At 50.9% G+C, this 23579-nt stretch carries 20 protein-coding genes and 4 pseudogenes; 3 read left to right on the top strand and 21 right to left on the bottom strand.

All coding sequences use genetic code 11. The annotated features are described in order from the left end of the window. Positions 1–108 precede the first annotated feature (108 nt). The 5 genes from bcrD to B5E84_RS21290 form a co-directional block, all read right to left on the bottom strand. Complete coding sequence (bcrD, locus tag B5E84_RS07170) at positions 109–936, bottom strand: bacitracin resistance undecaprenyl-diphosphatase BcrD (RefSeq protein ID WP_002576322.1); 828 nt, start codon at positions 934–936, stop codon at positions 109–111. Continuing rightward, positions 936–1685 carry an ABC transporter permease gene (locus tag B5E84_RS07165; protein ID WP_002576323.1) on the bottom strand — a complete coding sequence of 250 codons (750 nt, stop codon included), beginning with the start codon at positions 1683–1685 and terminating at the stop codon, positions 936–938. Before B5E84_RS07165 ends, bcrD begins: the two co-directional genes overlap by 1 nt. Then, a complete protein-coding gene (gene bcrA, locus B5E84_RS07160) occupies positions 1678–2595 on the bottom strand; it encodes a bacitracin ABC transporter ATP-binding protein BcrA (protein WP_002576324.1) in 918 nt (305 codons plus the stop codon). The genes B5E84_RS07165 and bcrA overlap by 8 nt, the downstream gene beginning before the upstream one ends. Positions 2596–2775: 180 nt before the next feature. Beyond that, complete coding sequence (bcrR, locus tag B5E84_RS07155; RefSeq protein WP_087166405.1) at positions 2776–3396, bottom strand: bacitracin resistance transcriptional activator BcrR; 621 nt, start codon at positions 3394–3396, stop codon at positions 2776–2778. Continuing rightward, positions 3386–3583: a helix-turn-helix domain-containing protein gene (locus tag B5E84_RS21290; protein WP_009246557.1), complete on the bottom strand. Its 198-nt coding sequence runs from the start codon at positions 3581–3583 to the stop codon at positions 3386–3388. The genes bcrR and B5E84_RS21290 overlap by 11 nt, the downstream gene beginning before the upstream one ends. 165 nt (positions 3584–3748) lie before the next feature. Between B5E84_RS21290 and B5E84_RS07145 the strand changes: the two genes are divergently transcribed. Then, positions 3749–4102: a helix-turn-helix domain-containing protein gene (locus B5E84_RS07145; RefSeq protein ID WP_002576326.1), complete on the top strand. Its 354-nt coding sequence runs from the start codon at positions 3749–3751 to the stop codon at positions 4100–4102. Positions 4103–4182: 80 nt separating this feature from the next. On the opposite strand, the gene B5E84_RS07140 is transcribed toward B5E84_RS07145, so the two are convergent. From B5E84_RS07140 to B5E84_RS07110, 6 genes are all read right to left on the bottom strand, one after another. Next, positions 4183–4479: a hypothetical protein gene (locus B5E84_RS07140; protein ID WP_002576327.1), complete on the bottom strand. Its 297-nt coding sequence runs from the start codon at positions 4477–4479 to the stop codon at positions 4183–4185. A gap of 284 nt (positions 4480–4763) precedes the next feature. After that, positions 4764–6179 (bottom strand): relaxase/mobilization nuclease domain-containing protein, encoded by a 1416-nt coding sequence (locus B5E84_RS07130; RefSeq protein WP_002578499.1) that lies wholly within the window; start codon positions 6177–6179, stop codon positions 4764–4766. A gap of 55 nt (positions 6180–6234) precedes the next feature. Continuing rightward, positions 6235–6567 (bottom strand): hypothetical protein, encoded by a 333-nt coding sequence (locus B5E84_RS07125; protein WP_002578498.1) that lies wholly within the window; start codon positions 6565–6567, stop codon positions 6235–6237. Then, positions 6564–7418 carry a nucleotidyl transferase AbiEii/AbiGii toxin family protein gene (locus tag B5E84_RS07120; RefSeq protein WP_002578497.1) on the bottom strand — a complete coding sequence of 285 codons (855 nt, stop codon included), beginning with the start codon at positions 7416–7418 and terminating at the stop codon, positions 6564–6566. The genes B5E84_RS07125 and B5E84_RS07120 overlap by 4 nt, the downstream gene beginning before the upstream one ends. Continuing rightward, the gene (locus B5E84_RS07115; RefSeq protein WP_002578496.1) at positions 7415–8008 is read right to left on the bottom strand and encodes a type IV toxin-antitoxin system AbiEi family antitoxin domain-containing protein; all 594 of its coding nucleotides are present in this window, start codon (positions 8006–8008) and stop codon (positions 7415–7417) included. The genes B5E84_RS07120 and B5E84_RS07115 overlap by 4 nt, the downstream gene beginning before the upstream one ends. A gap of 136 nt (positions 8009–8144) precedes the next feature. Continuing rightward, positions 8145–8582 (bottom strand): hypothetical protein, encoded by a 438-nt coding sequence (locus tag B5E84_RS07110; RefSeq protein WP_002578495.1) that lies wholly within the window; start codon positions 8580–8582, stop codon positions 8145–8147. A 120-nt stretch (positions 8583–8702) separates the two neighbouring features. Between B5E84_RS07110 and B5E84_RS07105 the strand changes: the two genes are divergently transcribed. Then, on the top strand, positions 8703–8942 hold the full coding sequence (locus B5E84_RS07105; RefSeq protein ID WP_002578494.1) for a helix-turn-helix domain-containing protein: 240 nt from the start codon (positions 8703–8705) through the stop codon (positions 8940–8942). A 33-nt stretch (positions 8943–8975) separates the two neighbouring features. On the opposite strand, the gene B5E84_RS07100 is transcribed toward B5E84_RS07105, so the two are convergent. The 7 genes and pseudogenes from B5E84_RS07100 to B5E84_RS21055 form a co-directional block, all read right to left on the bottom strand. Continuing rightward, the gene (locus B5E84_RS07100; RefSeq protein WP_002578493.1) at positions 8976–9287 is read right to left on the bottom strand and encodes a CD1845 family protein; all 312 of its coding nucleotides are present in this window, start codon (positions 9285–9287) and stop codon (positions 8976–8978) included. Next, complete coding sequence (locus tag B5E84_RS07095; protein ID WP_002578492.1) at positions 9284–9589, bottom strand: hypothetical protein; 306 nt, start codon at positions 9587–9589, stop codon at positions 9284–9286. Before B5E84_RS07095 ends, B5E84_RS07100 begins: the two co-directional genes overlap by 4 nt. A 152-nt stretch (positions 9590–9741) precedes the next feature. Next, positions 9742–10086: a plasmid mobilization protein gene (locus B5E84_RS07085; protein ID WP_002578491.1), complete on the bottom strand. Its 345-nt coding sequence runs from the start codon at positions 10084–10086 to the stop codon at positions 9742–9744. Next, positions 10083–10889 carry a DUF3848 domain-containing protein gene (locus tag B5E84_RS07080; RefSeq protein WP_002578490.1) on the bottom strand — a complete coding sequence of 269 codons (807 nt, stop codon included), beginning with the start codon at positions 10887–10889 and terminating at the stop codon, positions 10083–10085. Before B5E84_RS07080 ends, B5E84_RS07085 begins: the two co-directional genes overlap by 4 nt. A gap of 1 nt (position 10890) precedes the next feature. Then, positions 10891–17421, bottom strand: a pseudogene (locus B5E84_RS21380) (SNF2-related protein); the annotation flags it as partial. Between the two features lie 162 nt (positions 17422–17583). Continuing rightward, positions 17584–18024, bottom strand: a pseudogene (locus B5E84_RS21485) (MutS N-terminal domain-containing protein); the annotation flags it as partial. A 908-nt stretch (positions 18025–18932) separates the two neighbouring features. Beyond that, on the bottom strand, positions 18933–19289 hold the full coding sequence (locus tag B5E84_RS21055; RefSeq protein WP_072853158.1) for a TnpV protein: 357 nt from the start codon (positions 19287–19289) through the stop codon (positions 18933–18935). Here B5E84_RS21055 and B5E84_RS21050 point away from each other — a divergent pair. Continuing rightward, positions 19288–20091: a hypothetical protein gene (locus tag B5E84_RS21050; protein WP_072853160.1), complete on the top strand. Its 804-nt coding sequence runs from the start codon at positions 19288–19290 to the stop codon at positions 20089–20091. The two genes, B5E84_RS21055 and B5E84_RS21050, sit on opposite strands and share 2 nt — an antisense overlap. Before the next feature lie 49 nt (positions 20092–20140). Here B5E84_RS21050 and B5E84_RS07070 read toward each other — a convergent pair whose 3' ends face one another. From B5E84_RS07070 to B5E84_RS07065, 3 genes and pseudogenes are all read right to left on the bottom strand, one after another. Next, positions 20141–20356, bottom strand: coding sequence for a transposon-transfer assisting family protein (locus tag B5E84_RS07070; RefSeq protein WP_002588921.1), 216 nt, complete (start codon positions 20354–20356; stop codon positions 20141–20143). A 1-nt stretch (position 20357) separates the two neighbouring features. After that, positions 20358–20879, bottom strand: a pseudogene (locus B5E84_RS21480) (YodL domain-containing protein); the annotation flags it as partial. A gap of 38 nt (positions 20880–20917) precedes the next feature. Next, positions 20918–23579, bottom strand: a pseudogene (locus tag B5E84_RS07065) (LPD16 domain-containing protein); the annotation flags it as partial.

Below are 23579 nucleotides of genomic sequence, written 5' to 3'. Positions count from 1 at the left end.
GATCGACAACGAGAATCTCTGGGTTGTTTTCCATCCCCAGAAACAAAAATGCCAGCTGATCTTAAGGACCAACTGGCATTTTTATTCGCGCACAAAGAAAACGCATTATTAAGATTTTATAAGTACAACAAGTATACCAAGCACAATTCGATACCAACCAAACACCTTAAAATCATGTTTTTTGATAAAGTTCATTAGGAATTTAATTACTAAGACAGATACCGCAAATGCCACAGCCATACCGAGAACAAGAGCGAGCAGTTCTGCACTTGTAAATTCAAACCCGAATTTTAACAGCTTAAAAGCACTTGCTCCAAGCATAGTAGGTACTGCGAGGAAAAAAGTAAACTCTGCTGCTGCCACTCGTGAAACTCCTATGAGTAAAGCACCTATAATCGTTGCTCCCGACCGTGATGTGCCGGGTATAAGTGATAACACTTGAAATGCCCCTATCAAGATTGCTGTTTTATAGCTGATGTCAGAAAGTGCCATAGTAGTAGGAGTACGCTTTTTATTCCAATTTTCTATGAGAATGAATAACAAACCATAAAAGATTAACATGATTGAAATCACAATGGGGGTTTGGAGGTAAGCATCCAAATAATCATCAAATAGAATCCCCATAATAGCTGACGGTACACAAGCTACCGCAACCTTGAACCACAACGAGAAAGTATCCTTTTTAACAATTGACTGTGCTTTGTTCTTAAATTGAAAGGGAAACATCTTGTTCCAAAACATTACAACCACTGCGAGTATAGCTCCAAGTTGAATAACAACAAAAAACATTTCTTTAAATGCTTCGCTCATATTAAGTGTGATAAATTCGTCCACAAGAATCATATGTCCTGTGCTGCTGATAGGTAGCCACTCAGTAATACCCTCAACAATTCCAAGAAAAATAACTTTTAAAATTTCTATAAAATCAAGTACCATTATTTCAAATCCTCCTTTTTAAAATGATGAAAGGTCATAAGAAAACCAACTGCTGATACAAGAATAATAATAGATACAGACAGCAGTGTAGGATAGCCGGTACTCTGAAGTTTACCCTGCACCAAGAAATAGGTGGCTGTCCACGGATACAACGCTCCCCATTCTTGATTTGAAAGTGCGGCACTTCCCATGACAATCACGGCAGAGCCAATCATCGGGGCGACAAATCCTTTTGTTTTCATAGCAACAAACACAAAAGGAGAAACTGTTAAAAACATCAGGATACTGCCAAACAAAAACTTGGGGAGCCATACTATTGCCACTAGTAAGCTATATCCCTCCAATGTAAAGACAGCGTCATATAGCCCACAAACGATAAATATACCTGCCCATGTTACAAGGGTTAGCATAACAATCCAAAGAAGCAGGGTGCAAAATTTTCCAATTAATAGTTTTGTCCTTGAAATGGGTATGGGCAATATGGTTTTGAGGGTGCTTTCTGTGTACTCTCTGCTAAACAAGTAAGCTGCAATTGCCACATATATCATAATGTTTACCAGCAGCATGATATACAGTACACTGTCGCTGTATATGTCAGACAAGGTAAAGATAATCTCCGGCTTATCAAAATGTGTTTGCAAGGCTTCTATTAACATCAAAAGTGGGGTAGATAATACCCCTGCCACACTAATTAGCACCATTTTTGAACGCTTTAGTTTTAATAATTCACAAGAAATAAGATTAAGCAATACCGCCACCTCCAATCAGTTTAGAAAAGTAGTCCTCTAAGTTTTCCTCACTATCATTTATCCTTGTCACGAGCAGTCCATTTCGTGCAAATTCTCGATTGATTTCTCCAACACTTTGGCTAAAGTCATAAATTCTCACCGTACCGTCCTGCACTGTAAAATCCGTCATGTGGTAGTGGTTTTCTAAAATCTTTCCGGCTATCTCACTGTCAGATAAATCAAATTGAATGTATTTTCGATTCCTTTTGTGAAGCTCGGATATATTCACTTCCTCTACTAAATGCCCCTCGTGCATAACGCCGATAATATCTGCTATCTGTTCAATCTCGCTTAAAACATGGCTTGAGATAAAAATGGTAATGCCATGATTGTGACTAAGTTCAGATAAAAATGAGCGTATTTCAACTATTCCAATGGGGTCAAGTCCGTTAATCGGTTCGTCAAGTATTAAAAGCTCCGGCTCGTGCATAATGGCGGCGGCAATACCAAGCCGTTGCTTCATTCCGAGGGAATAATCGGAAAAGACTTTTCTTTTCTCCTTATGCAGCCCCACAACTTCAAGAGCTTTTTCTACTCCACTTTTAGATACTCCCCCTCGCAGTTTAGCGAGAATTTGCAAATTCTCATACCCTGTTAAATTACTGTAAAATCCCGGTGTTTCGATAATAGAGCCTACTTTGCTATAAAGGGTATGGATATTTTCCTTATAGTTTGTGCCAAACAAGCGTACCGTTCCCTCCGTTGGGAAAGCAAGCTGCAACATCATTTTCATTGCTGTGGTTTTGCCTGCTCCGTTTCTGCCGAGCAAACCATAAATTTTGCCCTTTGGCACATGAAGATTTACCTTATCGACAACGGTGGCTGTTCCGTATCGCTTCGTAAGATTTTCTGTTTCAATGATATAATCCATATTTGATTCTCCTTTCCGTGGGTTGCTGTTCTTGTTTTCGCTGACCACAATCTTATTATCCACGAGTATTGCATAGAAGCCAAGAAATCTACCGTCACAATGCCGACACAATAGATGTCAGCACGAAAAAAGCTCCGACACTTATCGTGTCAGAGCCTATTTTAAAGGGTTTATGGCATTTTACTTTGTTTGGGTTTGCTTTATCCAGACAAATATTTTAGCAACAAATAGCAGAAACATAAGGGCGGTTACATAGGGTTGTCTTGCCGCAGCGAAGAAGCAGATAAAAAGCGTACTCAGCACGAGAGAGCATTTTGTGATTATGTTGCTCCATGATTCCTTTTCAAAACAAACACACATCAGTTTCGCTATCCCAAGTGCAATCAAAACAATAAAAACAATCCAATAGATTGCAAGATATATTGGGGTAGTGTCTGTAAATGAAAGTAGATTGACAGAATAAATATATCCGTCAACAAGGTTACCGTTACCATACAACGGCAAAAGTATAAAAGTAACCGCCATCATATCTAATATTCCATAAATGAAACTGTAAATTTTTTTCAAGTTGGAACGATTTTCAGTTTCGGCAAGTGTAATCAGTTCTTCGCCCGATAGCAGTTCATCTATGGTCACAGAAAAGAATTTAGAAATACACTTGAGCGACTCAATGTTAGGGTAACCCTTGCCGCTTTCCCATTTTGAAATGGCTGTTCTTGATACATATAATTGCTCCGCAAGTTGTTCCTGCGTTAAGTTCTTTCCAGTCCTAAGCTGTTGTAGCTTTTCATTAAATTCCATGATTCTCCTCCTGTTTGTTCCTTGTTTTCATACGTCCATCAACGGGTTTTTCTGCATCTTTTGGTATCATCCATGCACGACCAAATTTTTCAGTTCCGTCAATGCGATTTTCCTCACATAATTTTTGTATCCGTCTTTCCGATATGCCCCATTTTTCAGAAGCGGCTTTCACAGAAATGTAATTCATAATATCAACTTCCTTTCGCAAAGAGTATATAATTATTATATACGGAATGACGAATAATAGCAAGTTTCTCTCCACTAATACGAAATTATACACTACTAAACATAAAATCATACTTCGTTCAAATATCATCACCCGAAATGTACAATGATATAGGATGATATTAAAATGTACCAAGATGAAAGAAAACTTGATTTTAAGCCGTTAGGTATAGCGATAAAAAAAGCTCGGGAAGCAAAAGGGTGGACACAGGAATATCTTGCCCAACTGGTAGACCTTACGCCACGCTCTATTATGTATATAGAGAACAGGGGGCAGCACCCAAGGCTTAACAAATTTTATCTCATTACTACCTTGCTTGACATCTCTGTAGACCAGTTCTTTTTTCCATGCAATGAAGATGGCGACAACAATCGCCGCAAACAAGTTGATGTACTGTTGAATGATATGGAAGAAAAGGAGCTTATCGTGATGGAAGCTACGGCTCAAGGCTTGAAAAAGGCAAGAGAAACTGCGGAATAATTAACGCTGTTTTCGTAAGCCAAGCCAACTGAAAAAAGTGCGACACCTACACAGGCTATCGCACTTTTTAGGTTATTTTTTTATTCTCCACACAAATCATAAAGCTGTTCACATCGGTTTTGAATATCTAAGATTTCTGTTTCGGTTAAACTCCTGCGGTTATGAGTAAGTTGTTGCTCTAAAAAATCACGATAGCCATCAAGTAAGGCATCCCGTAAAAGCTCGGGGGCTTTGCAATGTTCCACACCAAACCATTGCTCATCTTTTTCATCCCAAATCATAACGGTGTATCCTCGCTTAGTGTTCACCACCTCCAAAACACTATCTTTATTTAGGTAATCGTTGAATACTTCTAAAACCTTTTCAAAGGTCATCATTTTATCAGCCCTTTCATATTTTAGGTGCTTATATGTAAGTAGTTTATATACTTATTACGACTATGATAATAAAAGTAAATCATCGTGTAAAGGATACGGATATTGTTTGCGAACAAAAGTGGCAAGCAATGCCGGTGTTAATACACTCGGCCCACAGAGGGAAAAATCCTGACGTGATTTCCCCCTCTGCTTTGCTTGTTGAGGGCAGCGCCCCCAAGCCCCTTTGAACGCAGAATTTCATTCTGCGGCTACGCGTCCGATGGACGCTTATGACCATGACCGGCTTACCGCTGGCCGTGGTCTTTTTCTTGTTCTTTTTTCTGTTCCTCATCCATTTTCAGCAGCCGATCCACATTGGCCTTTGCCGTCAAAAGTTCCCGCATTTCCTCACGGGAACGCCGGTACTCGGCGTAGGTTTTCTTCTTTTCCTCCAGCAGTTTGGCATACTCAGATTGCAGGTCTTTGACCTTGGGCAGCTTCTTCACTCCCATCTCATCAAAGGCATTTTTTGCCGCCTGATGGAGCAGAATTTCTTGCTCATGTTCCTCCCGAAATTTTCGGGAATAACCGGCCTTGCGATAGGCAACATAGGTCTCGCGGGTCTTGGCATAATTAACGATATGGGTACGCAGGACGGCGATCTCTGCCATGCGTTTCTCCGTCGCCTTAATCTGCGCTGACAGCTCATTGTGATGGGCGGTAGCCGCCACCGCTTTTTCTTCCAGCTCTGTATAGTCCAGTAGGTGATGTTCGGTAAGAAAATTCACGGTCTGCGCCATCTGTTTTAAGTTAAAAACCTTGGCCCAGCGTGCATATCCAGCACCTTTCCCGGCCTGCAATTTTGCCTGAATATCCACCAGCAAATTGACCTTGGGTGGCTCCGGCTGCACGGTGGATTTCTTGCGGGGCGTGTGCTGCTTTTCTCCAGCCAGCACCGCACGGATTTCTGTTTCGCTGTACCCGGCTCCCAGCTTGTCATCCATACGGGCTACATTCTTCCAGCCGGGAGCTTTAAGGCGGATTGCTTTCCCGCGCCGAGATACCTCGCAGCCCATCTCGGAAAGCAGTTGCAGAAGTGTGTCAAAGTCTGCTGGCTTTTGCTCCAGCGCCCGGTCAATCATCACCCGTAGCTGTTCCCGATGGGAGGGCTTGGCTTGTTCGCCCAGCCACTTGTTGTAGCTTTTTCCGTGGGGCTTGGGGTTCTCCACAATGGATAGTCCGTTCTCGATACAAATGGTGTCACTTAAACGTCGAACAGCTCTGGTGCTTCCCCAAAAGTTACGGAACTTCCGGTCACAATCCATATTGACCGCCGACCAGATGATGTGATTATGAATATGCGATTTGTCGATGTGGGTGCAGACCACAAAGGAATGATTGCCTTTGGTGAACCGCCTGGCAAATTCTATGCCCAGCCGGTTGGCTTCCTCCGGTGTGATCTCTCCGGGCCTGAACGACTGGCGCACATGGTAGGCGATCACATCATCTGTACCGCGCACTCGTCCGGTGGCGGCAATATACTGCCGCTTTGCCAACAGAAACTCTGCATCAGCAGTGCGGCTGTCACATCCATAGCTGGTAATCAATTTTCCGTTGTCGGTCTTTTGGGGATTTGCCACATAGTCAATAATATCGCTGATGGCACGGCTCTCAGTCCGACCCTTGCCGATATGCAGCGGCATGATGCGTGTGGTTGCCATAAGGGAGACCTCCTTTCCAAAAAAGAAACGGCCTGCATGGTGCAGACCGCTTTTGTTATTCTATTAAATCGTCCTCATCGAGAAAATCAAAATTGTCCTCGATGTCCTCTAACCGCTTCGGAGGAAACCTCATCTCGTATTGTTCTTTTGCCAGCGCACGAACTTCCCGGCGCTTATCTTTCATTCGGTTCTTCAGCCAGGAAATCTGCTCCTTTGATAATCTCCATGGGAGATTCAGCAAGCGGTTTATTGTCATTTGCTCCGCTTGCTTCTCCGGCGGCAAAGAAGCACAGGATTTACAGACGTGCGCCGCATGACCTTTGCCGGAAAATTTTTCATTAGCCTTATATTCTCCGCAGACTTTACAATAATGGCCGTGCTTCTTCATAGGCTCGATTCCTTTTCACTGAGAGCGTATAAACTGCGCACCGCCCCCATGATGATGTTCCACTCCAGATCTGCCGCATAGGAAAATTTTTTGCGGTACGATTCCCAAAGTTTCTGCATAACCGAGCTGTTCTCCACTTCCTCAAAAACTTCGGCAGCTTCTGCAAGATGTCGTTCTGTCCCGCGTTTGTGAGCAGTGGCCCGCAGCGCATCATGGAGAATCTGAGGGTCCAATGTATTCCCATGCAGCTGTTCCAGAATATAAATGTCATAGAAATCTCTCATGCGGGTGTTGGTGGTAGTTCTGGTAATGATCGTTTCCAGCTTTTCGGCCAGAACCGTTTCCAGATTGTACGCCCAAATATCAATGGAGCGATCTTCCAGCATCAGCTTGAAAGAGTAGCGGATCTCCCTGGGGGTAATGGCATCCCCTGTGGAAATGTCAATCTTCAAAGGCGTCACCACACCGTCAAAGGTTGTAGTCATATTTACGCGAATCCCCGGATATTCCGCCTCATCCATAATCTCCGAAATACTTTTCAGCTGGAATTTGACGCCATCATCAAGCGGGACACTCACAATAGCGGAAATCAAATTCTCTATGTCCTCCACATTGACATTGGCTCCTTTTACAGTAGCGTCCAAATCCATCGTGGAACGGGCATCCAGACCAACCATAGCCGCTACCAGCATACCGCCTTTCAGAATAAATTTGTCACGATATTCAGAAAGGGAGATACGCTCCAGAAAACGCTCCATCATGTAGTTCCGCATCAAGAGCTGGGCGTCCGCAGATTTTTTTCTGGAAAGATTGCGGATCAGATCCTTCAACTGCCTTGCTGTTTTTATCATAAAAGCACCTCCAAATACTGCCGCAGAATTTTTTCTACCCGGAACATACCGGCATACCGCATCAATGTCCGCAGGTCTTTGTCTTTTCTTCTGGCATACATCTTTAATGCCCCTTGAAAAGTCTGCATCTCCATGTTGTTCCTGCTGCGGAGCAGGTCGCAGATGGTGCGCTCCAGGTCATAGACAGGAACTGTATGCCCAAATGGTGTCTGAGCCGTTGTCAGGCCCACCCCATGCAGTTCCGCCTTAATGGTGAATACCTGTACGCCCTCTGCTTTCAGCTTGGAGGGATTATATCCGGTCTTGACTGTGACCGTATATTCCAGCGGCTCGCGGTCTGTCAGATCGTGAAAAAATAAAGCTGTCTCATGGGAAAACACTGCCTGTTCGACCCGCAGATGAAGTAAGTACATGGCATCGACCCAGGCATCCTTGGAAAGATAAATTCCATGCGCGACCCGCTCCAATTCCCGTGAGTGCACATAATCATAAAAAACAGGCTTAGAAATACCAGCAGATACTACTTGAGCTGTTCGCAGCATCCCATCCTGTGTTTCCAGCAGCTGATCCAGCTGTTCAAATTGTCCCACCGTACCACTTCCTTTCACACTAATATTATAAGCAATATTAGTTCAAAAGTAAAGTGATGAAAATTCGGCATAATTTTACCGACAGCTTAACGTTCAACAGTTTTGGAAATATGAAGTGGCAGCAAAATAGACAACCTCAGCTGCCCATTTCATCACGATATGAAATAATCTGCTTCTTTTTCTGTTTGGCACACCGTAACGTTGTGGCTGCTCCGCCCCAATCATGGAGAACATAGGCCACCACTACATCGGCGGACTCTACCATCCAGCGATTTCTATGAGAAATCGAAAAACGGCGCGGTACGTTTTCCAGCGGTGGATACACGGTACTGTCATAGCCAGAAACATCCCGGCCAGTGTTCAAATATGCCAATACAAGAACCAGCTCGATTTGCGGATACTTTTTCTTTTGTTCCCGTAAAATAGACGCTGCTAAACTGTCGAACTCTCCATATCCTCCAAGATAAAAAGTTGTTGCTCCTTGCTCAATTAGGTCTTGTGTTACATTGCGAAGCCAATTCGCAATATTGTCTGCCTTTGTGATTTGCGAATGGCCACAAAAAGTTACGTTCATACGATGGCACCCCTATTACCATCATACTGCAAATAGCTCTATTAGTACAGGTACAGGGACCAATTTTAGCAAAACTGCCCATATACTAAATATAGTACAGTCACAGGGGCGGTGTATAGAATGAAGCTAAACGAGGCGGTAAGCAAACGTCTGTTAGAATTACTAGATGAAAGAAAAATGACACAATATCAACTGTATATGAAAAGCGGTGTTCCCAAGTCTACGATTGGAAATGTCATCAACTGCTCGTATGATTCGGTTAAGCTACGGATCATTCATGAGATGTGCCAAGGAATGGGGATTGGGATAGATACCTTTTTTGCATCGCCGCTTTTTCAAGAAGATAACCTAGAACCATAAAACCTCCGACGAAATTCGTCGGAGGTTTTCATATTATCCATAAACCAAATCTTGAATGATAAACTTCAAGTCCTGTACCTTGCCCAGTAGCCAGATTGCAGCCATTGGCAAACCATAGGGACTAATGAGAAATGCTATCACCAGCAGGATAATGCCGTTTTGCAAGGAGTAAGTAATCAGAACTGCCACACCCAGCAGGGCAACCACCATGCTGATAAGCCCCAGCACCAAACCGGAGACATAGACAATCCCCACACAAATCCAGACGAACAGGGTCAGCGACAGAATCACCGGAGCCATTAAAATCTTCAACGGCAGTTTCAGAATGAACCAGATCGCCCTCATTTTTCTTCCTCCTTCCATCGTTCCCGAAAGCTCTGACAGAGAATTTCTGCCTGTCTTTCATCTTCTTCCGTCACTTCTCGGCATCCTTTGGTTAGCCGCAGTTCCTCATAGCTGCGATAATCAGATAACAGCACCTCGAATAGTTCGTCCGGTGTCCGGCTGAGAAGTCCATCCACACAGTAGCGGGAATCTCCATTCCATGTGACGCGGAGATAACCTTCTCGACAAGGGAGGACTTCTTCCTCTAGATCACAGTCCAAATACTCACGAAAAATCTCCAACACCTTCTCAAAGGTTTTCATCTATTCTCAACTCCTTTGCGGCAATCTGTTTTCTACCCATATTATCCTTCCAACATTTCAAAAAGACAAGGATATGGGCAAAAGAAAAAACGGAGGAAGGCGCGGCGAAAAGAACGCCGTTCCTCCCTCCGCAGTTGGGGCATATATCCCTGTTACGAAAGCCTGGAAAGCTGGGTTAGGATTTCTTTCACGCCCTCCCATAACTGCTCCTGCCGTTGGGCTATATCCTCCAGGTCAGCATCATAAATCCGCCCCGTTTCATGTACCCGTCGGGTGAGCTGGTTCAGGTTATTGCTGCTTCGGCGCAACAGGGATACCAGTTCCTTCAGCTCCGGCAAGTCCAGCTGTACCACATAGCCGTCCACAGCCATCTTCCGCAGATAGGCGCTCAGGTTTTTTGTTCCGAACTGTGCCATTTTCTGCTGGATCGCTTCCATCTCCGCATCGGAAACCCAAAACAGGACCGGCACATCCCGTTTACGCTTTTTGGCGCTCATCGTTCCGGCTCCTGTTTCTTCGATAAAGCAGGCTTGTGGGTGGTAGGCTCCTGTTTGAGCTTTTGCAAGACAGAGCCTTTCTCCGGTTCCTGAAGCGTTTTTCGTGCCTGCCGTGTAAACAGATCGGTCAGACCAAGATTGACCTCATCCACAACCAGATAAGCACAGTGGCGCGAAGTGCCGCTGTCCTCCGGCATGGGAATGGTCTTTGCCCAGGCTTTGTTGTCACGGGAAACGCGACCGTCGCTGTCCTTATGCTGGATGGTGTTGGCAAGGATGAACTGTACTCGTTCCGACCCGAACTTTTCCAGCACCGCCTTAACCGCAGACTCCGTATCCAGTCGGTTATCCGCATAGTGGGCGCTGATGGCGTGTTCAATGGCCTCTTTACAGTCAAAGTTTGCCTGATAAGAGCGGTTATATTGTGCCATCTCCCCATGCTGGGACGCATAGGCGGCAGAATGGAGATAGAGAGGGATGGACCGCTGTTCTTCCAAAACCTTACACACATCATCCGCTCGGTTTTCAATGCTGTCCCGGATCACATCCATGTAGCCGGTCTCCAGCTTCTCAAAGTGACGGTACACATCGGCCAGCGGTGTAGGCGAATCCAAAAGCGCCTGGGCCTGGGCATCGGTCAGCTCCAAGTCCTCCATCGCCATCACAATGTCCTCCCGGACGGTGTACTCATAGGTATGGTGCAGGATTTCCTCCGGGGGCTGGCTTTTCAGCCAGTCCCGGTATTTGTCCTGTTCAGCGGCCATCTTCTCATAAAGGGCCGTATTCAGATCGTTGGTATTCATGTTATCGCACCTCCTCATGTTGTTTCGGTTTCTTTTCAGGGCTACGGGGTGGCACCGGGCGCTTCAAGCTGTCCAGCACCGAAGGCCGTGCGCTCTTGGCAACCACAGTTTCCGGCTGGGCATGGCCCTTGCCGTCAATGTTCAGCAGCGTGTCCAGTTCCACCAGACGGGCGGACTTGACTCGCAGATCATCCTCAAAGGGAAACGGCTTTCCGATTTCCTCTTTGGCTGCGGCCTGCTGTTGGTAAAGGTTGTCCAGCTGGTTTTTCACGGCTTCCAAACGCTGAGGCATTTGAGCCAGTGCATTGTCGATACGGGTGAGGTTTCCGCGCGGGTCTGTGCCGAGGCTTGCCCGGTGGGTCATCTGGCCTTTCAACAGGAGCGTATATTCCTGTTTCCAAGCGGAAAACTCCACGGACATAGTAAAGCCCCGATAGCTGCCGATCTGCACCGGTTCGGAGCCTTTGACCTCCTTACAGGCGTCTAGCAAGGCTGCACCGGCGTTTTCTTTGTCAGTCAGCACATCGCCCCGGATCTCCATTCCAGCAAAGCCATCCTCCGGGTGAGGATGGGCGGCCAGGGTCTCCAGATCCGCTTCAAAGCCTTTAATAAACCCCTTGTTAGTTTCGATTTCCTGGGGGAAGTATTTGAGCAACTGATCCTCCAGGCGGTACTGCTTGCTCTGATGGTCAGCTTTCATCAGCTTCAGACGCGCAACCTCCACATCCAAATCCATGCGCTCCTTGATACGGGGGTCTCCGGCGCACAGGGCCTTGATCTCGGCAAAGGACAGCGCCGTTTCGTCCACATCATCGCAGGAGCGGACCGGGCTTTTGCTGGTCATGATTTGCGAAATGAATTTCTGTTTGTTCTCCACCGTCTGCCACAGGTAGGCATCGAAAGTTCCCTCGGTAACATAGCGGTACACATGGACCAGCGGATTCTGGTTGCCCTGGCGCTCGATACGGCCCTTGCGCTGGGCAAGGTCTCCCGGACGCCACGGACAATCCAGGTCATGGAGCGCCACAAGCCGGTCCTGCACATTGGTGCCAGCGCCCATTTTGGAGGTGCTGCCCAGCAGGACGCGCACCTGCCCAGTGCGAACCTTGGAAAACAGTTCTTTCTTCTGCACCTCGGTCTTGGCTTCGTGGATAAAAGCAATCTGCTCGGCGGGCATTCCCTGGGCGATGAGCTTCTGGCGGATGTCCTCATAGATGGTAAAGGCAGGCTCAGGCTCATCCAACGGCACAGCCTGTTCCAGCGCATGAAGTGTGGGATTATCCAGCTGTTTGGCTGCCTTTTTGGAGGGGGCTGCCTGGGGCGTGGAAATGTCGCAGAATACCAGCTGGGTCAGCTTGTCAGCCTCGCCGTCCCGCCAGATCTGCATGATATTACCCACACACTGATTGACCTTGGTGCCGGGTTCATCCGGCAGCAGCTGGTTGATGATACGCTGGTCCAGACCCAGCTTGCGGCCATCGCCGGTAATCTTGAGCATATTGTCCTCTGAGGGGTCAACGCTGCCGCTGTGTACCCTGGAGGCGCGCTCGGAGAGAACCTGCACCATCTCTTTTTGGTGTTCAGTAGGCTGGGCCACGATGTTGTGGTATTCCACCTCCGGGGTGGGCAAGTTCAGCTGATCGGCGGTTTTGATGTCGGCAACTTCACGGAACAAGTTCATCAGCTCCGGGAGGTTGAAAAACTTGCTGAATCTCGTTCTTGCCCGGTAGCCGGTGCCTTCCGGTGCCAGCTCCAGCGCCGTGACGGTTTCTCCGAAGCGGCTGGCCCAGCAGTCGAAGTGGGTCATGTTCAGCTCTTGCAGGCGGTCATACTGGAGATACCGCTGCATGGTGTAAAGTTCGGTCATGCTGTTCGATACGGGGGTGCCAGTGGCGAAAATCACACCACGGTTTCCGGTCAGTTCATCCATATAGCGACACTTTGCAAACATATCGCTGGACTTTTGGGCATCGCTTGTGGAGAGACCTGCCACATTCCGCATCTTGGTGTATAAAAACAGGTTTTTATAGTTATGCGCCTCATCGACGAACAGGCGGTCCACACCCAACTGCTCGAATGTTACCACATCGTCCTTGCGGCTCTCGGCCTGCAATTTCTCCAGCCGGGCTTCCAGGGACTTCTTGGTGCGTTCCAACTGCTTGACCGTGAAACGCTCACCGCCGCTGTACTTCACCTCGGCAATGCCCTCGGTGATCTCGTCGATCTGCTCCTGAAGGAGCCGTTCCTGACGCTCTCGGCTGATGGGGATTTTCTCAAACTGGCTGTGTCCCATGATGATGGCGTCATAATCGCCGGTGGCAATGCGGGCGCAGAACTTCTTGCGGTTGTGGGTCTCAAAGTCCTTTTTGGTGGTGACAAGAATGTTGGCGGAAGGATAGAGCCGCAGAAACTCCGACGCCCATTGTTCGGTCAGATGGTTCGGCACCACAAAGAGGGATTTCTGACACAAGCCCAGGCGCTTACTCTCCATGGCGGCAGCCACCATTTCAAAGGTTTTGCCAGCGCCTACCTCGTGTGCCAGCAGCGTATTGCCGCCGTACAGCACATGAGCGATAGCGTTTTTCTGGTGTTCCCGCAAGGTGATGGCCGGGTTCATACCACCGAAAGTAATGTGTCCGCCGTCGTATTCACGGGGACGGGTGGAGTTCATTTCCTCATTGTACTGGCGGACCAGAGCTTGGCGGCGGTCCGGGTCTTTCCAAATCCAGTCTTTGAAAGCGTCCCGGATCGCTTGCTGCTTTTGGGCGGCCAGGGTGGTCTCTTTGGCATTCAACACCCGGCGCTCTTTGCCGTCTGCATCCTCTATGGTGTCGTAGATACGGACATCCCGCAGGTTCAGGCTGTCCTCCAGAATCTTGTAGGCATTGGCACGGCTGGTTCCGTAGGTGGTATAGGCTGCCACATTGTTCTGGCTTACAGAGCTTTTGCCGGTGATCTGCCACTCAGCGGTGAAAGAAGAATAGTTGACCTCGATATTGCGCTGGAGATAAAACGGCGTGTCGAAGGTCTCATACATAAACTGCTGGATGTACTCTTTGTCGATCCAGGTAGCGCCCAGGCGCACCTCAATCTCCGACGCATCCAGGTCTTTGGGCTAGGCAGCGGTAAGGGCCTCCACATTGACTGCAAAGGAAGGGTCCTGCTGTGCGGCCCGCTGTGCCTGACGCAGCTTGCGCCGCACATTGCCGGACAGGTATTCGTCGGCTGTTACATAATGGGGAGTGCCGTCTTTCTCCAACTGCCCAGGTACACGGAAGATCACGCCTTTTAGCTCGGCGGCCAGTTCGTCGCCGGTCTTGCCGGTCAACTCCGCCATATACGCCATATCGACAAAGGCTTTTTCGGAAATTGATACGGCCAGAGCTTCACTTGCGGTATCCACAGTGTCCACCGCCTTGTGGGGCTTGATGGTGCGCTTGGTGAACATATCCGCCTTGCGCTCCAGCTTGCCGTCCTCGTCAATGACTTCCAGCGCGCAGAGCAGATAGTAGCTGGAATCATCAGCAAAGGCCAGCCGGTTCGCCCGGTCATTGATAAGACCATATTTTGCAGAGAAGCTGTCATAGAGCCGGTTCAGTTCGGCCTGTTTGTCCTGGATGGCGCTGTCCGGTGTGGCGGCGTCCATTTGCAGATCAATGAGCTGCTGGACACATTCTCGCAGACCCACCAGTCCTTTCACACGGGCTTCGGCGGTGGCATTCAGGTCAGGCCGTACCATACAGCTGTTTTCACGGTAATACACATCGCCGTCCACAACGGTGTAGGAGTAATTTTTCACATTGGGGTCAGCAGGGATAGAAGTGTCGATGGCTTCGCCCTCGCCCAGCTCCGGCAGCTCGGCCTCCTGGTAGGTGCCGCGAATGTACTTCACGGCATCATGCAGCTGATCGGCAAGCTCCAGCCCCTCGATGGGGTTCACGGTGTAGTCCATGCCGTGGGCGGTGCTTTCCGGTTCCTGTCGGCCCAGCACCATTTCCGGGTGGTCCAGGAAATAGCGGTTGATGGCAAAGCCGTCCTCGGTCTGCCCGGTCTGCGTCCACTCCGGCACGATGTCCAACGGACGGTCACGCTTTTGCAGGAAGATGATGTCCGAAACGACCTCGGCACCTGCGTTCTTTTTGAAAGCGTCATTGGGCAGACGGATGGCCCCCAGCAGTTCGGCGCGCTGAGCAAGATACCGGCGCACGGTGGAATCCTTGGCGTCCATCGTGTAGCGGCTGGTGACAAAGGCCACCACGCCACCGGGACGAACCTGATCCAGAGCCTTGGCGAAAAAGTAGTTGTGAATGCTGAAATTCAGCTTGTCATAGGCTTTATCCCGAACCTGATACTGGCCAAACGGTACATTACCCACCGCCAGATCGTAGAAATCCCGCCTGTCGGTGGTCTCAAACCCTGCCACGGTGATGTCGGCCTTGGGGTAGAGCTGCTGGGCAATACGCCCGCTGATGGAATCCAGCTCCACGCCGTAAAGACGGCTGTTTCGCATTTCCTCCGGCAGCATACCGAAGAAATTGCCTACACCACAGGACGGCTCCAGGATGTTGCCGGTCTCAAATCCCATGCGGCCCACAGCCTCGTAAATCGCTTTGATGACCGTAGGGCTGGTGTAGTGCGCGTTGAGGGTGGAACCTCTGGCAGCAGCGTATTCCTCCGGGGTCAGCAGTTCCTTCAGCTGGGCATATTCCTTGCTCCAGCTTTCCTTGTCGGGGTCAAAGGCATCGGCAAGGCCGCCCCAGCCCACATACCGAGAAAGGATTTTCTGCTGTTCCGGCGTTGCCTGCTCGGTGGTTTCCTCCAGGTATTTCAGCAGCTTGATTGCCTCGACATTGGCCTGGAACTTAGCCTTGGGGCCGCCTTCGCCCAGGTGATCGTCAGTGATACGGAAATTCTCGGCGGTGCGACGCAGATTGGCCTTGTATTCCTCATAAGAGGCTTCCTCGGCAGCTTTGACATTGGGGAAGGTCTGCCACTCGCCGTTTACCTGAATGGAAACGGGGTGTTCGTCCAGTACCTCATCCAGAGTCTTTTCCGGCTCGACAGCAGGCGTGGGCGGCTCCGGCTCATTGGTTCGCAGGGTCTGAACAACCACATCATAGGGCAGATTGTTCTTATCGCCCGGATAGACAGCCACAGTCTCGGCTTGGAAGGCCGGGGTTTCGGCAGCCGGTTCGGGGCGTTCCTGCTCAAAACCGTCCAACTGACGGGCATACATCCCGCGCAGCAAAGGCGCAACCTCGCTCCACTGGAAGAACAGCATGGCCAGACGCTTTTCATCTGCATCCAGCACTTCCAGCTCGATACCTTCCGGCATCGTGCGGTAATCGGCGGTCTCGCCGGTCTCCAGCTCCATCGTTTCCACGATGTTGGGATAGGCCCGGCTCAGCCACAAGGCTACCTCCTGGTTACTCTTGCCGTTGCGAAGAAGCTCGGAAAGCTCCGCCTTGTCCGCCTCACCAATCAGGCCATGGGCCAGCACATCCCGAAGGTCCTGGTCCACCGTATCCAGATTTGCAGGCAGGAATTCGGTATAGAAGTCGTTGCGGTTATCCTCCCGCAAAAGCTGCTCAAACCGTTCCCGGCTCTCAGCCCGGTAGATGGGATAGCTCATGCCGGTGGGCAGCAGCTGCACCGTGTCATCCCGCAGCTCTGTGATCTGATGGGGCCGGTCATCCAGATAGACAATATCACCCACATTGTAAGGAGGAACCGCTGGATCGTAGGAGGTTCGCTCCCGGAGTGTGCCACGAGCCGCAGCGTATTCCTCATCTGAAACCAGAACACGCAAATTATGGGGAGAAGGCTGTTCCGGCTCATCTGCCGGGACGCTCTCTCTGGATATGGCCTCCACATCCGCCATAACACGCTGGATGAATGGGTCATTATCCAGTTTTTCCTCATCCACCAGTTCACCATTCACAATGCCGCGCTCGGCCAAAGCCTCCCGAATGGCGATGGGGTCGATGTTGTCGAACCGGTCCTGTTCCGCTTCGGTGTAGAACCGGTCCTCCTTGATAAGCTGAGCGATCCGGCGCTGTACCTTGGGCCAGGGCAGCACCGTTCCTTCGGGGCTTTCCGGGCGAACCGAAAACGGGGTTTTGCCATCGCCGCCGTCAAACTCATGGGCCAGCCATGCAGCGGTATCTTTTTCCCGCCCATGTTTCTCCATGTAACGGACAACGGCGTGTTTACTTTCGATTTTGCCGTTCCAGTCCTGGATAGCCTTGTCGATGTCATTGTCCGTGAGAGGGTGCAGCAGCTCATGGAGCTTGGGATAGGTCTCGTCGATGATTTCTCGATGAAGGCGCTGGCGGAACTCCGGTGTGTCGGAATAGAGGCGGAGCAGCTCCATGTTGCCAGATCCCAGGACAGCACGGCGAATAGCGGCATTGCCCTCGATCACGGCGTTCTCATGGTCACTGTGACCGCAGGCATTGCGATATGGCACATCTTCCATAACAGCGGCAAGTACAATGGGCTTGTATTGCTCATGCAGTTCTCGAATCGTAGGGGCTGCGGCTGCTTCGGTCTCCTGAAATACTCTGGTCCCGTCTGCGCCAAACTCCGCTTCCTGGGCATTGATGTGCTGTTCCGCCTCATGGTCGATAGAGGGCATGGAATACTCCTGCCGCTCCCTGCCGCCCTTCGGGACAGCGGAAATGGTCACATCATGCTTATCCCGCAGCTGTTCCACAACCTGCTCCAGCCGGTTTGCCGGAAAGCCGCACATTTCCACACGGCCACCGCCGGGGATAGCGCGGGTCGTGAGATTGAGGTCCAGTTCCGCAGCAGCAGTTTTGGCGTCCTCACCGTACAGCTCAAAAAAATCCCCCATTTGGTAGAGGATTATATCATCCGGGTGGCGCTCCTTGACGCCGTTGTATTCCCACACAGCCGGGTCCGGCTGCTGGGCTTGCAGGGCATCTTCTTCCGCCAGGGCCTTTTCTGCCTGGATTTTGTCATACTCCGCCTGTTCCTGTTCTGTGAGATAGCGTCCCTTCTGGATCAGGTCGGTAATCCGTTTGGCGACTTTCTCCCAGGTGAAATGCACATCCGGGCAGCCGTCTTTTTTGTAGTGCAGACCTTTTCCGTCGTGGCTTTCATCGCTTTTCATTGCACCGGACAGGGCATGGGAGTGACCGCCAATACCATACTTATGTTTGAGAAAATCCACCTTTTCCTTATCCGTATGGGGTTCCTGGAAAAAGGTGAAAACTCGGCCCTTACCGCCCTCAAATCCGCTGCCTCTGGTCATGGCGGCGTCGATCTCGTCCTCAGAGATAAACTGCTTGACCGAAGGTACTTCCGTCAACTGAGAGGTAAAGGTGGTGCGAGGCAAGGACAGATCTTGCAGGTTCTCCCAAATTTCTTTGGGTTTATGGTAGTGGAAGCGCAGCAAATCCCGATCCTGCTGGTAGGCCGTCCAGAAGGCAGCATATTCTTCCGCAAGGTTCTGGCGAAACTCCGGGCTTTTCAGCTGTTCGGTGAGCCATGCAGATTCCTCCGGGAAACCGCGCCCCGGATTGTTGGAAAGGATGGGCAGATACCCAGCTTCTCTGGCTTCCTCGCTGAAATCGTGGTACAGATTCCAGAACTTTTCCGCGAGGAGGGAGCGTTCATAGCCCGCAGCCTCAGCCAGCTCCACATTGGTGGCAAACTGGCCGTCCTGCAAAAGCTGGCCGATACGCTCAGCGGCACTCTCCCAGGAAATGACCTGGGCGGACTTATCGTAACGGGCAGTTTTGCCGTGGGAAAGATGGATTCCATCCTCGGCATACCATGCAGTGATGCTGCCAATCCCGTTGCCGCCATGGTACAGGGTTTTCAGGGTGTCTGCGATCTCGGTGGTGGACTTCTGCTCCTCAAAGGCCGCGACAATGCGCTCTCTCTGGCGATAGGTGTTGCCGCCCAGCCGCAGCACATGGTCGATGTCAGCCTGGGCAAAAGAAAAAGCAGAGGATGTTTTCACATTCTCTGCTTCATCTATGATTCTGATTTGTTCTGCTTCGGAGAGGAAGAAACTCAGCTGTGAATAAGCTCCGCCATCAGAATCTCCTCGGCCTGTGCTTTGCAGGTGTTCATCAGGCCCACCCAGCGCATCGGGTCGCTGGCTTTCAGCTGCTCCGTCGCGCCCGCGTCTTTCGCCAGCTGGGGCATCATCTGCTCCAGACGGCTCTGCGCTGTCTCGTCGATCTCGATGAGGTGCGGGTACAGCTTCTCGGTCAGCAGCAGCTGATTGTAAATCAGGGGCCGGTGTTCCTTCAGGTACGCTTTCCGCATCCTGCCGTACTTGCCCAGGGGCTTCTCCGGCTGTTCGGTCAGCTTCAGGTCGGGAATCTGATAATCTCCGTTCATCGTGTAAGTCAGGCTGTTCTCCATGTGTAACGCTCCTTTCCGCGAGTTGCTCGCGCTCATAGATCTGGATGGTGACGCCGATCTGCCGCAAAACCTGCTGGTTAATCTGGCTGACCGCCGCGCCCAACGCCCCAACCGTGGCCGGGGTATTGAAATCGAAAATCGGCATGAAGTCCTCATGCTGGAAATATTGTTCCGTATCCAGCCCACAGCGAGACATCAGGGCATAGGCGATACTGACGGTGGCGGCGGACTTAAATTGGACTTCGATGTTGTAATCATCGTACTCCGCCAGGAACGAACCGTCAACGATATAGCGGAAATCTCTCTGATGATCGTCCCAATACTCACTCGCCAGCTTTCCGGCTACATCCGTGAGCTGCTGGGCGAGATTGTCACCGGCAACGCCGTAGTTTTGCTCCAGCATGGCCGACACAGGCCCAATGTGCTGTTCTTCCAGCTGCCACAACCAGGGTGTACGGGAATGTTCACGGGTGCCGGTATCGGAAATATCGAACACATAGCGCAGGCGAAGCTTGTCGCCGGAATCGTCCACCAGGGCAATACCCTTGGAGCCACGGCGCACATACCGTCCCATTTTTTCATTCCACAGGTCATACTCGGCGCAGGCGGTGGCATCCGGGCGCTGGGCGTAAATCATCATTTGCTCGTGGAATGGGTATTTATAAAGGCGGGCGGCGGTGGTGAGAAAAGCCGTCCACTCCTTCCAGCTGCCTACAAGCTGGGTCGATACCTGTTCGGCCATCTGCCGGTAAAATTCAGCTTTGGATGGCATGGTTTTCTGTCCTCCCTTCATGTTGAATAGAAATGGGACGGCATATCAGGCCGTCCCATCAGGTCTTTATGTGTGTTTTTTACTCGTCGAAATCTGGGTACAGCTCCAGTTCGGCAAACTCGGTGTCGTTCATAGCTTGGAGTTTACCCAGGGCGCTGTCCGTCAGTTCCCGCAGCTCGGCTTCCTCCGGCGAAAGCTCACCGCGCATCTCCGTCAGAGCGTCGATCAGCCCGGTGCGGCTGCCGGTGTTGTAGATGCAAAGAAGGTTCGTTTCCTCAAAGGTGAAGTTGTTCATATCAAAGCTCCCTTTCCGCGCTCTTTTTTTGCGCTGTCTTTTTGTGTTCCGTCTTGGGCTGGCTTTTCAGCTGCTCCATTACGGACTTTTTCTTTTCCCGTTCCTCTCGATGGACGGCTGCTGCCAAGTCCATAAGAGAAATGGGCTGACCACTGCGGGCCTGTTGTTCCAGCTGGGCCACTGTCGGCTCCTTTGGGCCGTTATTGATGATACCGTCGATCATGCCGTAATCATCTTCCACCGTCATTTCCGCATTTCTCAGCGAATTTTCCGGCAAGAAACCTTGCACCTGGGTGAAACCAACACTGTCGCAGTAATGACAGGATACCTGACCATTCTGCTTGATGGCAACGATGTCACTGACGCTCATAGACGGGCTGTGAAAATCCACCGGCTTTTGCAGATTGAACTGCTCATACAGCCTTTCCAGCTGCTCCATAGTGCTGCCGGAACCGTCCAGAGGGGCGGTATAGATAAGGTCATAGTTACTCCGCTCTACGGACAGATTGTGCGATTGCAGCCAATCCAGATTCATAAAACGCACATTCTGCGGGTCATCCTTGCTCACCTGATAAATAGCAAAACAATTTCCCTCATGGGAAAGAAACGCCTGTTCCCGTTCCAACTGCCGATCCTGTCGTTCCAAAACTTTTTCGTGAAAGTCCGGGCTTTGCTCCCATTCCTCGCGGGACACAGCAAAGATACCGTCATGGGCGTCCAGGTCGGCAGTGTCAAAGGCCATTTCCGGGTTTTCACCCTCCTGGACGATATAAACGGTCAGGTCTCGCTCCATCAGCTCATAGGCTCGCTCTTTGGAGAGGGGCAGAAGGTCACCGTCCAGGTAGCCGCATTTCTCCAGATCATCCTGAGTCAGTGCCGGGTCCGGCATGGGATACTCGTCCAACGCCTGCTCCTGGGCATCCGGCAGCTGGGTGGCGGCAGCTTCTGTGGTCTGCTGGCTGACCTGTTCCTGCATCTGGTGGTAAGCCGCCTCCTGCAAAGTCTCGATCATGGACAGCGGCGCATACTTGATGGACTTGCCGCCCATCCCCAGGTCCTCGCAGATATGGCTAACCGCTGTGGAACGGCCCATATCCGGCCCGTCCAACTGGCCGCCGTCCATCTGCTTCATGGTTGCCACATCGTAGAGCGTGTAGTCCCAGCCGGTGTCGCAGGGCTGAACATGAAGGTAGCTGGTATCATCCAGCACCAACAGGGCCTCCCGGTACTCGGCGCTGGGCTGGACACTTTCGGTATTTTCCGGCTCGGTCAGCTGTTCCGGTTCAGTCATCGGCACCAGCTGATCCAAGCGTCCCATAAGCTCGGCAGCTTTTTGGGTGGTTTCATCCGGTTCATCCTCGTTCACGATATTCTGGAGCCATTCGCGTACACCGCTGGCATCTCCGCTTCGGAGTGTGGCAGTCAGTTCGTGCAGTGCGTCCTCACGGCTATCTGCATTGTTCCGATACTCATAAGGGTCATAATCGAAAGTGAACTGGTCGATGTCTGCTGCCAGCTGCTCGATAGAGTCCTGCTGCGGTTCCGTGGCGGCAGTCAGGTCAATGCCGCGCTCCTTGCAGATTTCCTTGTAGTTGCGCTCGATGTCGTTAATCAGCTCGCAGGAAGTCTTGTTGATGGTCTCCAGACTGGCCCGCAGCTCCTTCAGCTCCTTGTCCTTCGACCAGGAAGCGATGTAGCCAAAACTGTTCTCGCCGGTCTGGATGCCGAAATACTGGCAAACCGCATAAGAAATGCTCTCGGCCTCCACTTCCTCGGTGTTGCGGTTCTTGGCGGCCTGTTTCACCGCCGTCAGATCTTCCTCCACTTCCAACCGCCACTCAAACCGATTCTCGTCCACATAGCGCCAGCCTTCCTCGGCGGCGGCCTGTTCCGCCTCTGCTTCGGTGGCGAAGTCCAGACGGAAGTCATGCTTGGTGCCGCCCTCGCTCACCATCACGATCTTCCAGGTCGGCTCCGCTTCGTACTTTTTGGGGTCGTGGAGCTTACTGTGCGCGGTCTCATGGACAGCGGCGGAAACAGTCTGCACCTCGCTCATGCCTTCCCGGATGGCGATCCGCTGCTGGTCAGAGGAGAAATAGCCGTCCATGTTCTCGGCCATCGGCTCAAACTCGATGGGAACCGGAGCCGAGCGGCGCAGAGCTTCCATGAAAGCCTCATAGTGCGGCACCGTCCCGGACAGGCTGGAGGCCAGCTCTGGCAGGGGCTTTCCGTCCGTCTGGCTCACATCGAACACCTTCACCGGACGGAACATGGGGATTTCAATTTCTTTTTCCTCCATGACCGCCTTGCCATCCGCGTCCAGGATGGGTGCATGAGTATCCGGGTCGCGCTTCATTTCCTCGATCTTCTTTTTGTAGGGCGTGGGGGCAATGATGGTGATACCATGCTCACCCTTTTTCACATGGCGCTCAAACTGATTTTTCCACTTGTTGAACCCGGCCACCAGGGTGGCGTCCGGGCGCTGCATATAGATGAGCATGGTGTTGTTGACGGAGTAGCGGTGGAACTTGGACATGACGGACAGATAGCGCATATACTTCTCGCTCTCAAACAGTTCCTTGATACCCTGTTCAATGCCCGCTGTGATCTCTTGTAACCGTTCTCGATTGGTGGTCTTATCAGCCATGAATTTCACTCTCCTTTCCAATTTGGCTATTTCTGATTGATGTTCGGCAATCCACAGCTTTTGCTCCTCCGGGCTGTTCTCCAGAAAAAAATCCAGCAGATAGCCCACATAGTCCTTTTTCTGGATTGCCTCCATGAATCGGGGATGTGGATTTTCCTCCGGTGTTTTGGGTGTGTAGTCCGTTTCCCACTTGCGGAGCAAATGAAAGTAGTCGGCCAGGACACGAAAGGCATGGTCTCGGTCCTCCTTGAATTTCTGCGCCTCGGATTTCTGGCGGACATGGCGTCGCCGGGGAGGGGCCTGACTGTCATAAGCCAGGCCAAAATCCTGGGCCAGCTTCTCGGCGGCCTCTTTGGGGGACAGATTGTAGAGCCTCGCTGTGAAGTCAATCACATCGCCGGTGGCTCCGCAGCCAAAGCAATAAAAATATTCCTCGTTCAGCTTCATGCTGGGATTTTTGTCATCGTGGAAGGGACAACAGGCCATGCCGCTCCGGTTGACCTCGATTCCGTACATCTGCGCTGCTTCTCGGACGGTGATGGACTGCTTGACAGCCTCAAAGACACTTTCAGCCAT

The organism is Lachnoclostridium sp. An14, assembly GCF_002160755.1.
GTDB lineage: Bacteria > Bacillota > Clostridia > Lachnospirales > Lachnospiraceae > Lachnoclostridium_A.
Note: the sequence above shows the minus strand (reverse complement) of the source record. Positions and strands in the feature narration are given on the sequence as shown.

Coding starts and splice junctions, on each gene's coding strand:
- bcrD (WP_002576322.1), bottom strand. CDS start 936: ATGGTACTTGATTTTATAGAAATTTTAAAAGTTATTTTTCTTGGAATT.
- bcrA (WP_002576324.1), bottom strand. CDS start 2,595: ATGGATTATATCATTGAAACAGAAAATCTTACGAAGCGATACGGAACA.
- bcrR (WP_087166405.1), bottom strand. CDS start 3,396: ATGGAATTTAATGAAAAGCTACAACAGCTTAGGACTGGAAAGAACTTA.
- B5E84_RS21290 (WP_009246557.1), bottom strand. CDS start 3,583: ATGAATTACATTTCTGTGAAAGCCGCTTCTGAAAAATGGGGCATATCG.
- B5E84_RS07145 (WP_002576326.1), top strand. CDS start 3,749: ATGTACCAAGATGAAAGAAAACTTGATTTTAAGCCGTTAGGTATAGCG.
- B5E84_RS07140 (WP_002576327.1), bottom strand. CDS start 4,479: ATGATGACCTTTGAAAAGGTTTTAGAAGTATTCAACGATTACCTAAAT.
- B5E84_RS07130 (WP_002578499.1), bottom strand. CDS start 6,179: ATGGCAACCACACGCATCATGCCGCTGCATATCGGCAAGGGTCGGACT.
- B5E84_RS07125 (WP_002578498.1), bottom strand. CDS start 6,567: ATGAAGAAGCACGGCCATTATTGTAAAGTCTGCGGAGAATATAAGGCT.
- B5E84_RS07120 (WP_002578497.1), bottom strand. CDS start 7,418: ATGATAAAAACAGCAAGGCAGTTGAAGGATCTGATCCGCAATCTTTCC.
- B5E84_RS07110 (WP_002578495.1), bottom strand. CDS start 8,582: ATGAACGTAACTTTTTGTGGCCATTCGCAAATCACAAAGGCAGACAAT.
- B5E84_RS07105 (WP_002578494.1), top strand. CDS start 8,703: ATGAAGCTAAACGAGGCGGTAAGCAAACGTCTGTTAGAATTACTAGAT.
- B5E84_RS07100 (WP_002578493.1), bottom strand. CDS start 9,287: ATGAGGGCGATCTGGTTCATTCTGAAACTGCCGTTGAAGATTTTAATG.
- B5E84_RS07095 (WP_002578492.1), bottom strand. CDS start 9,589: ATGAAAACCTTTGAGAAGGTGTTGGAGATTTTTCGTGAGTATTTGGAC.
- B5E84_RS07085 (WP_002578491.1), bottom strand. CDS start 10,086: ATGAGCGCCAAAAAGCGTAAACGGGATGTGCCGGTCCTGTTTTGGGTT.
- B5E84_RS07080 (WP_002578490.1), bottom strand. CDS start 10,889: ATGAATACCAACGATCTGAATACGGCCCTTTATGAGAAGATGGCCGCT.
- B5E84_RS21050 (WP_072853160.1), top strand. CDS start 19,288: ATGTGTAACGCTCCTTTCCGCGAGTTGCTCGCGCTCATAGATCTGGAT.
- B5E84_RS21055 (WP_072853158.1), bottom strand. CDS start 19,289: ATGGAGAACAGCCTGACTTACACGATGAACGGAGATTATCAGATTCCC.
- B5E84_RS07070 (WP_002588921.1), bottom strand. CDS start 20,356: ATGAACAACTTCACCTTTGAGGAAACGAACCTTCTTTGCATCTACAAC.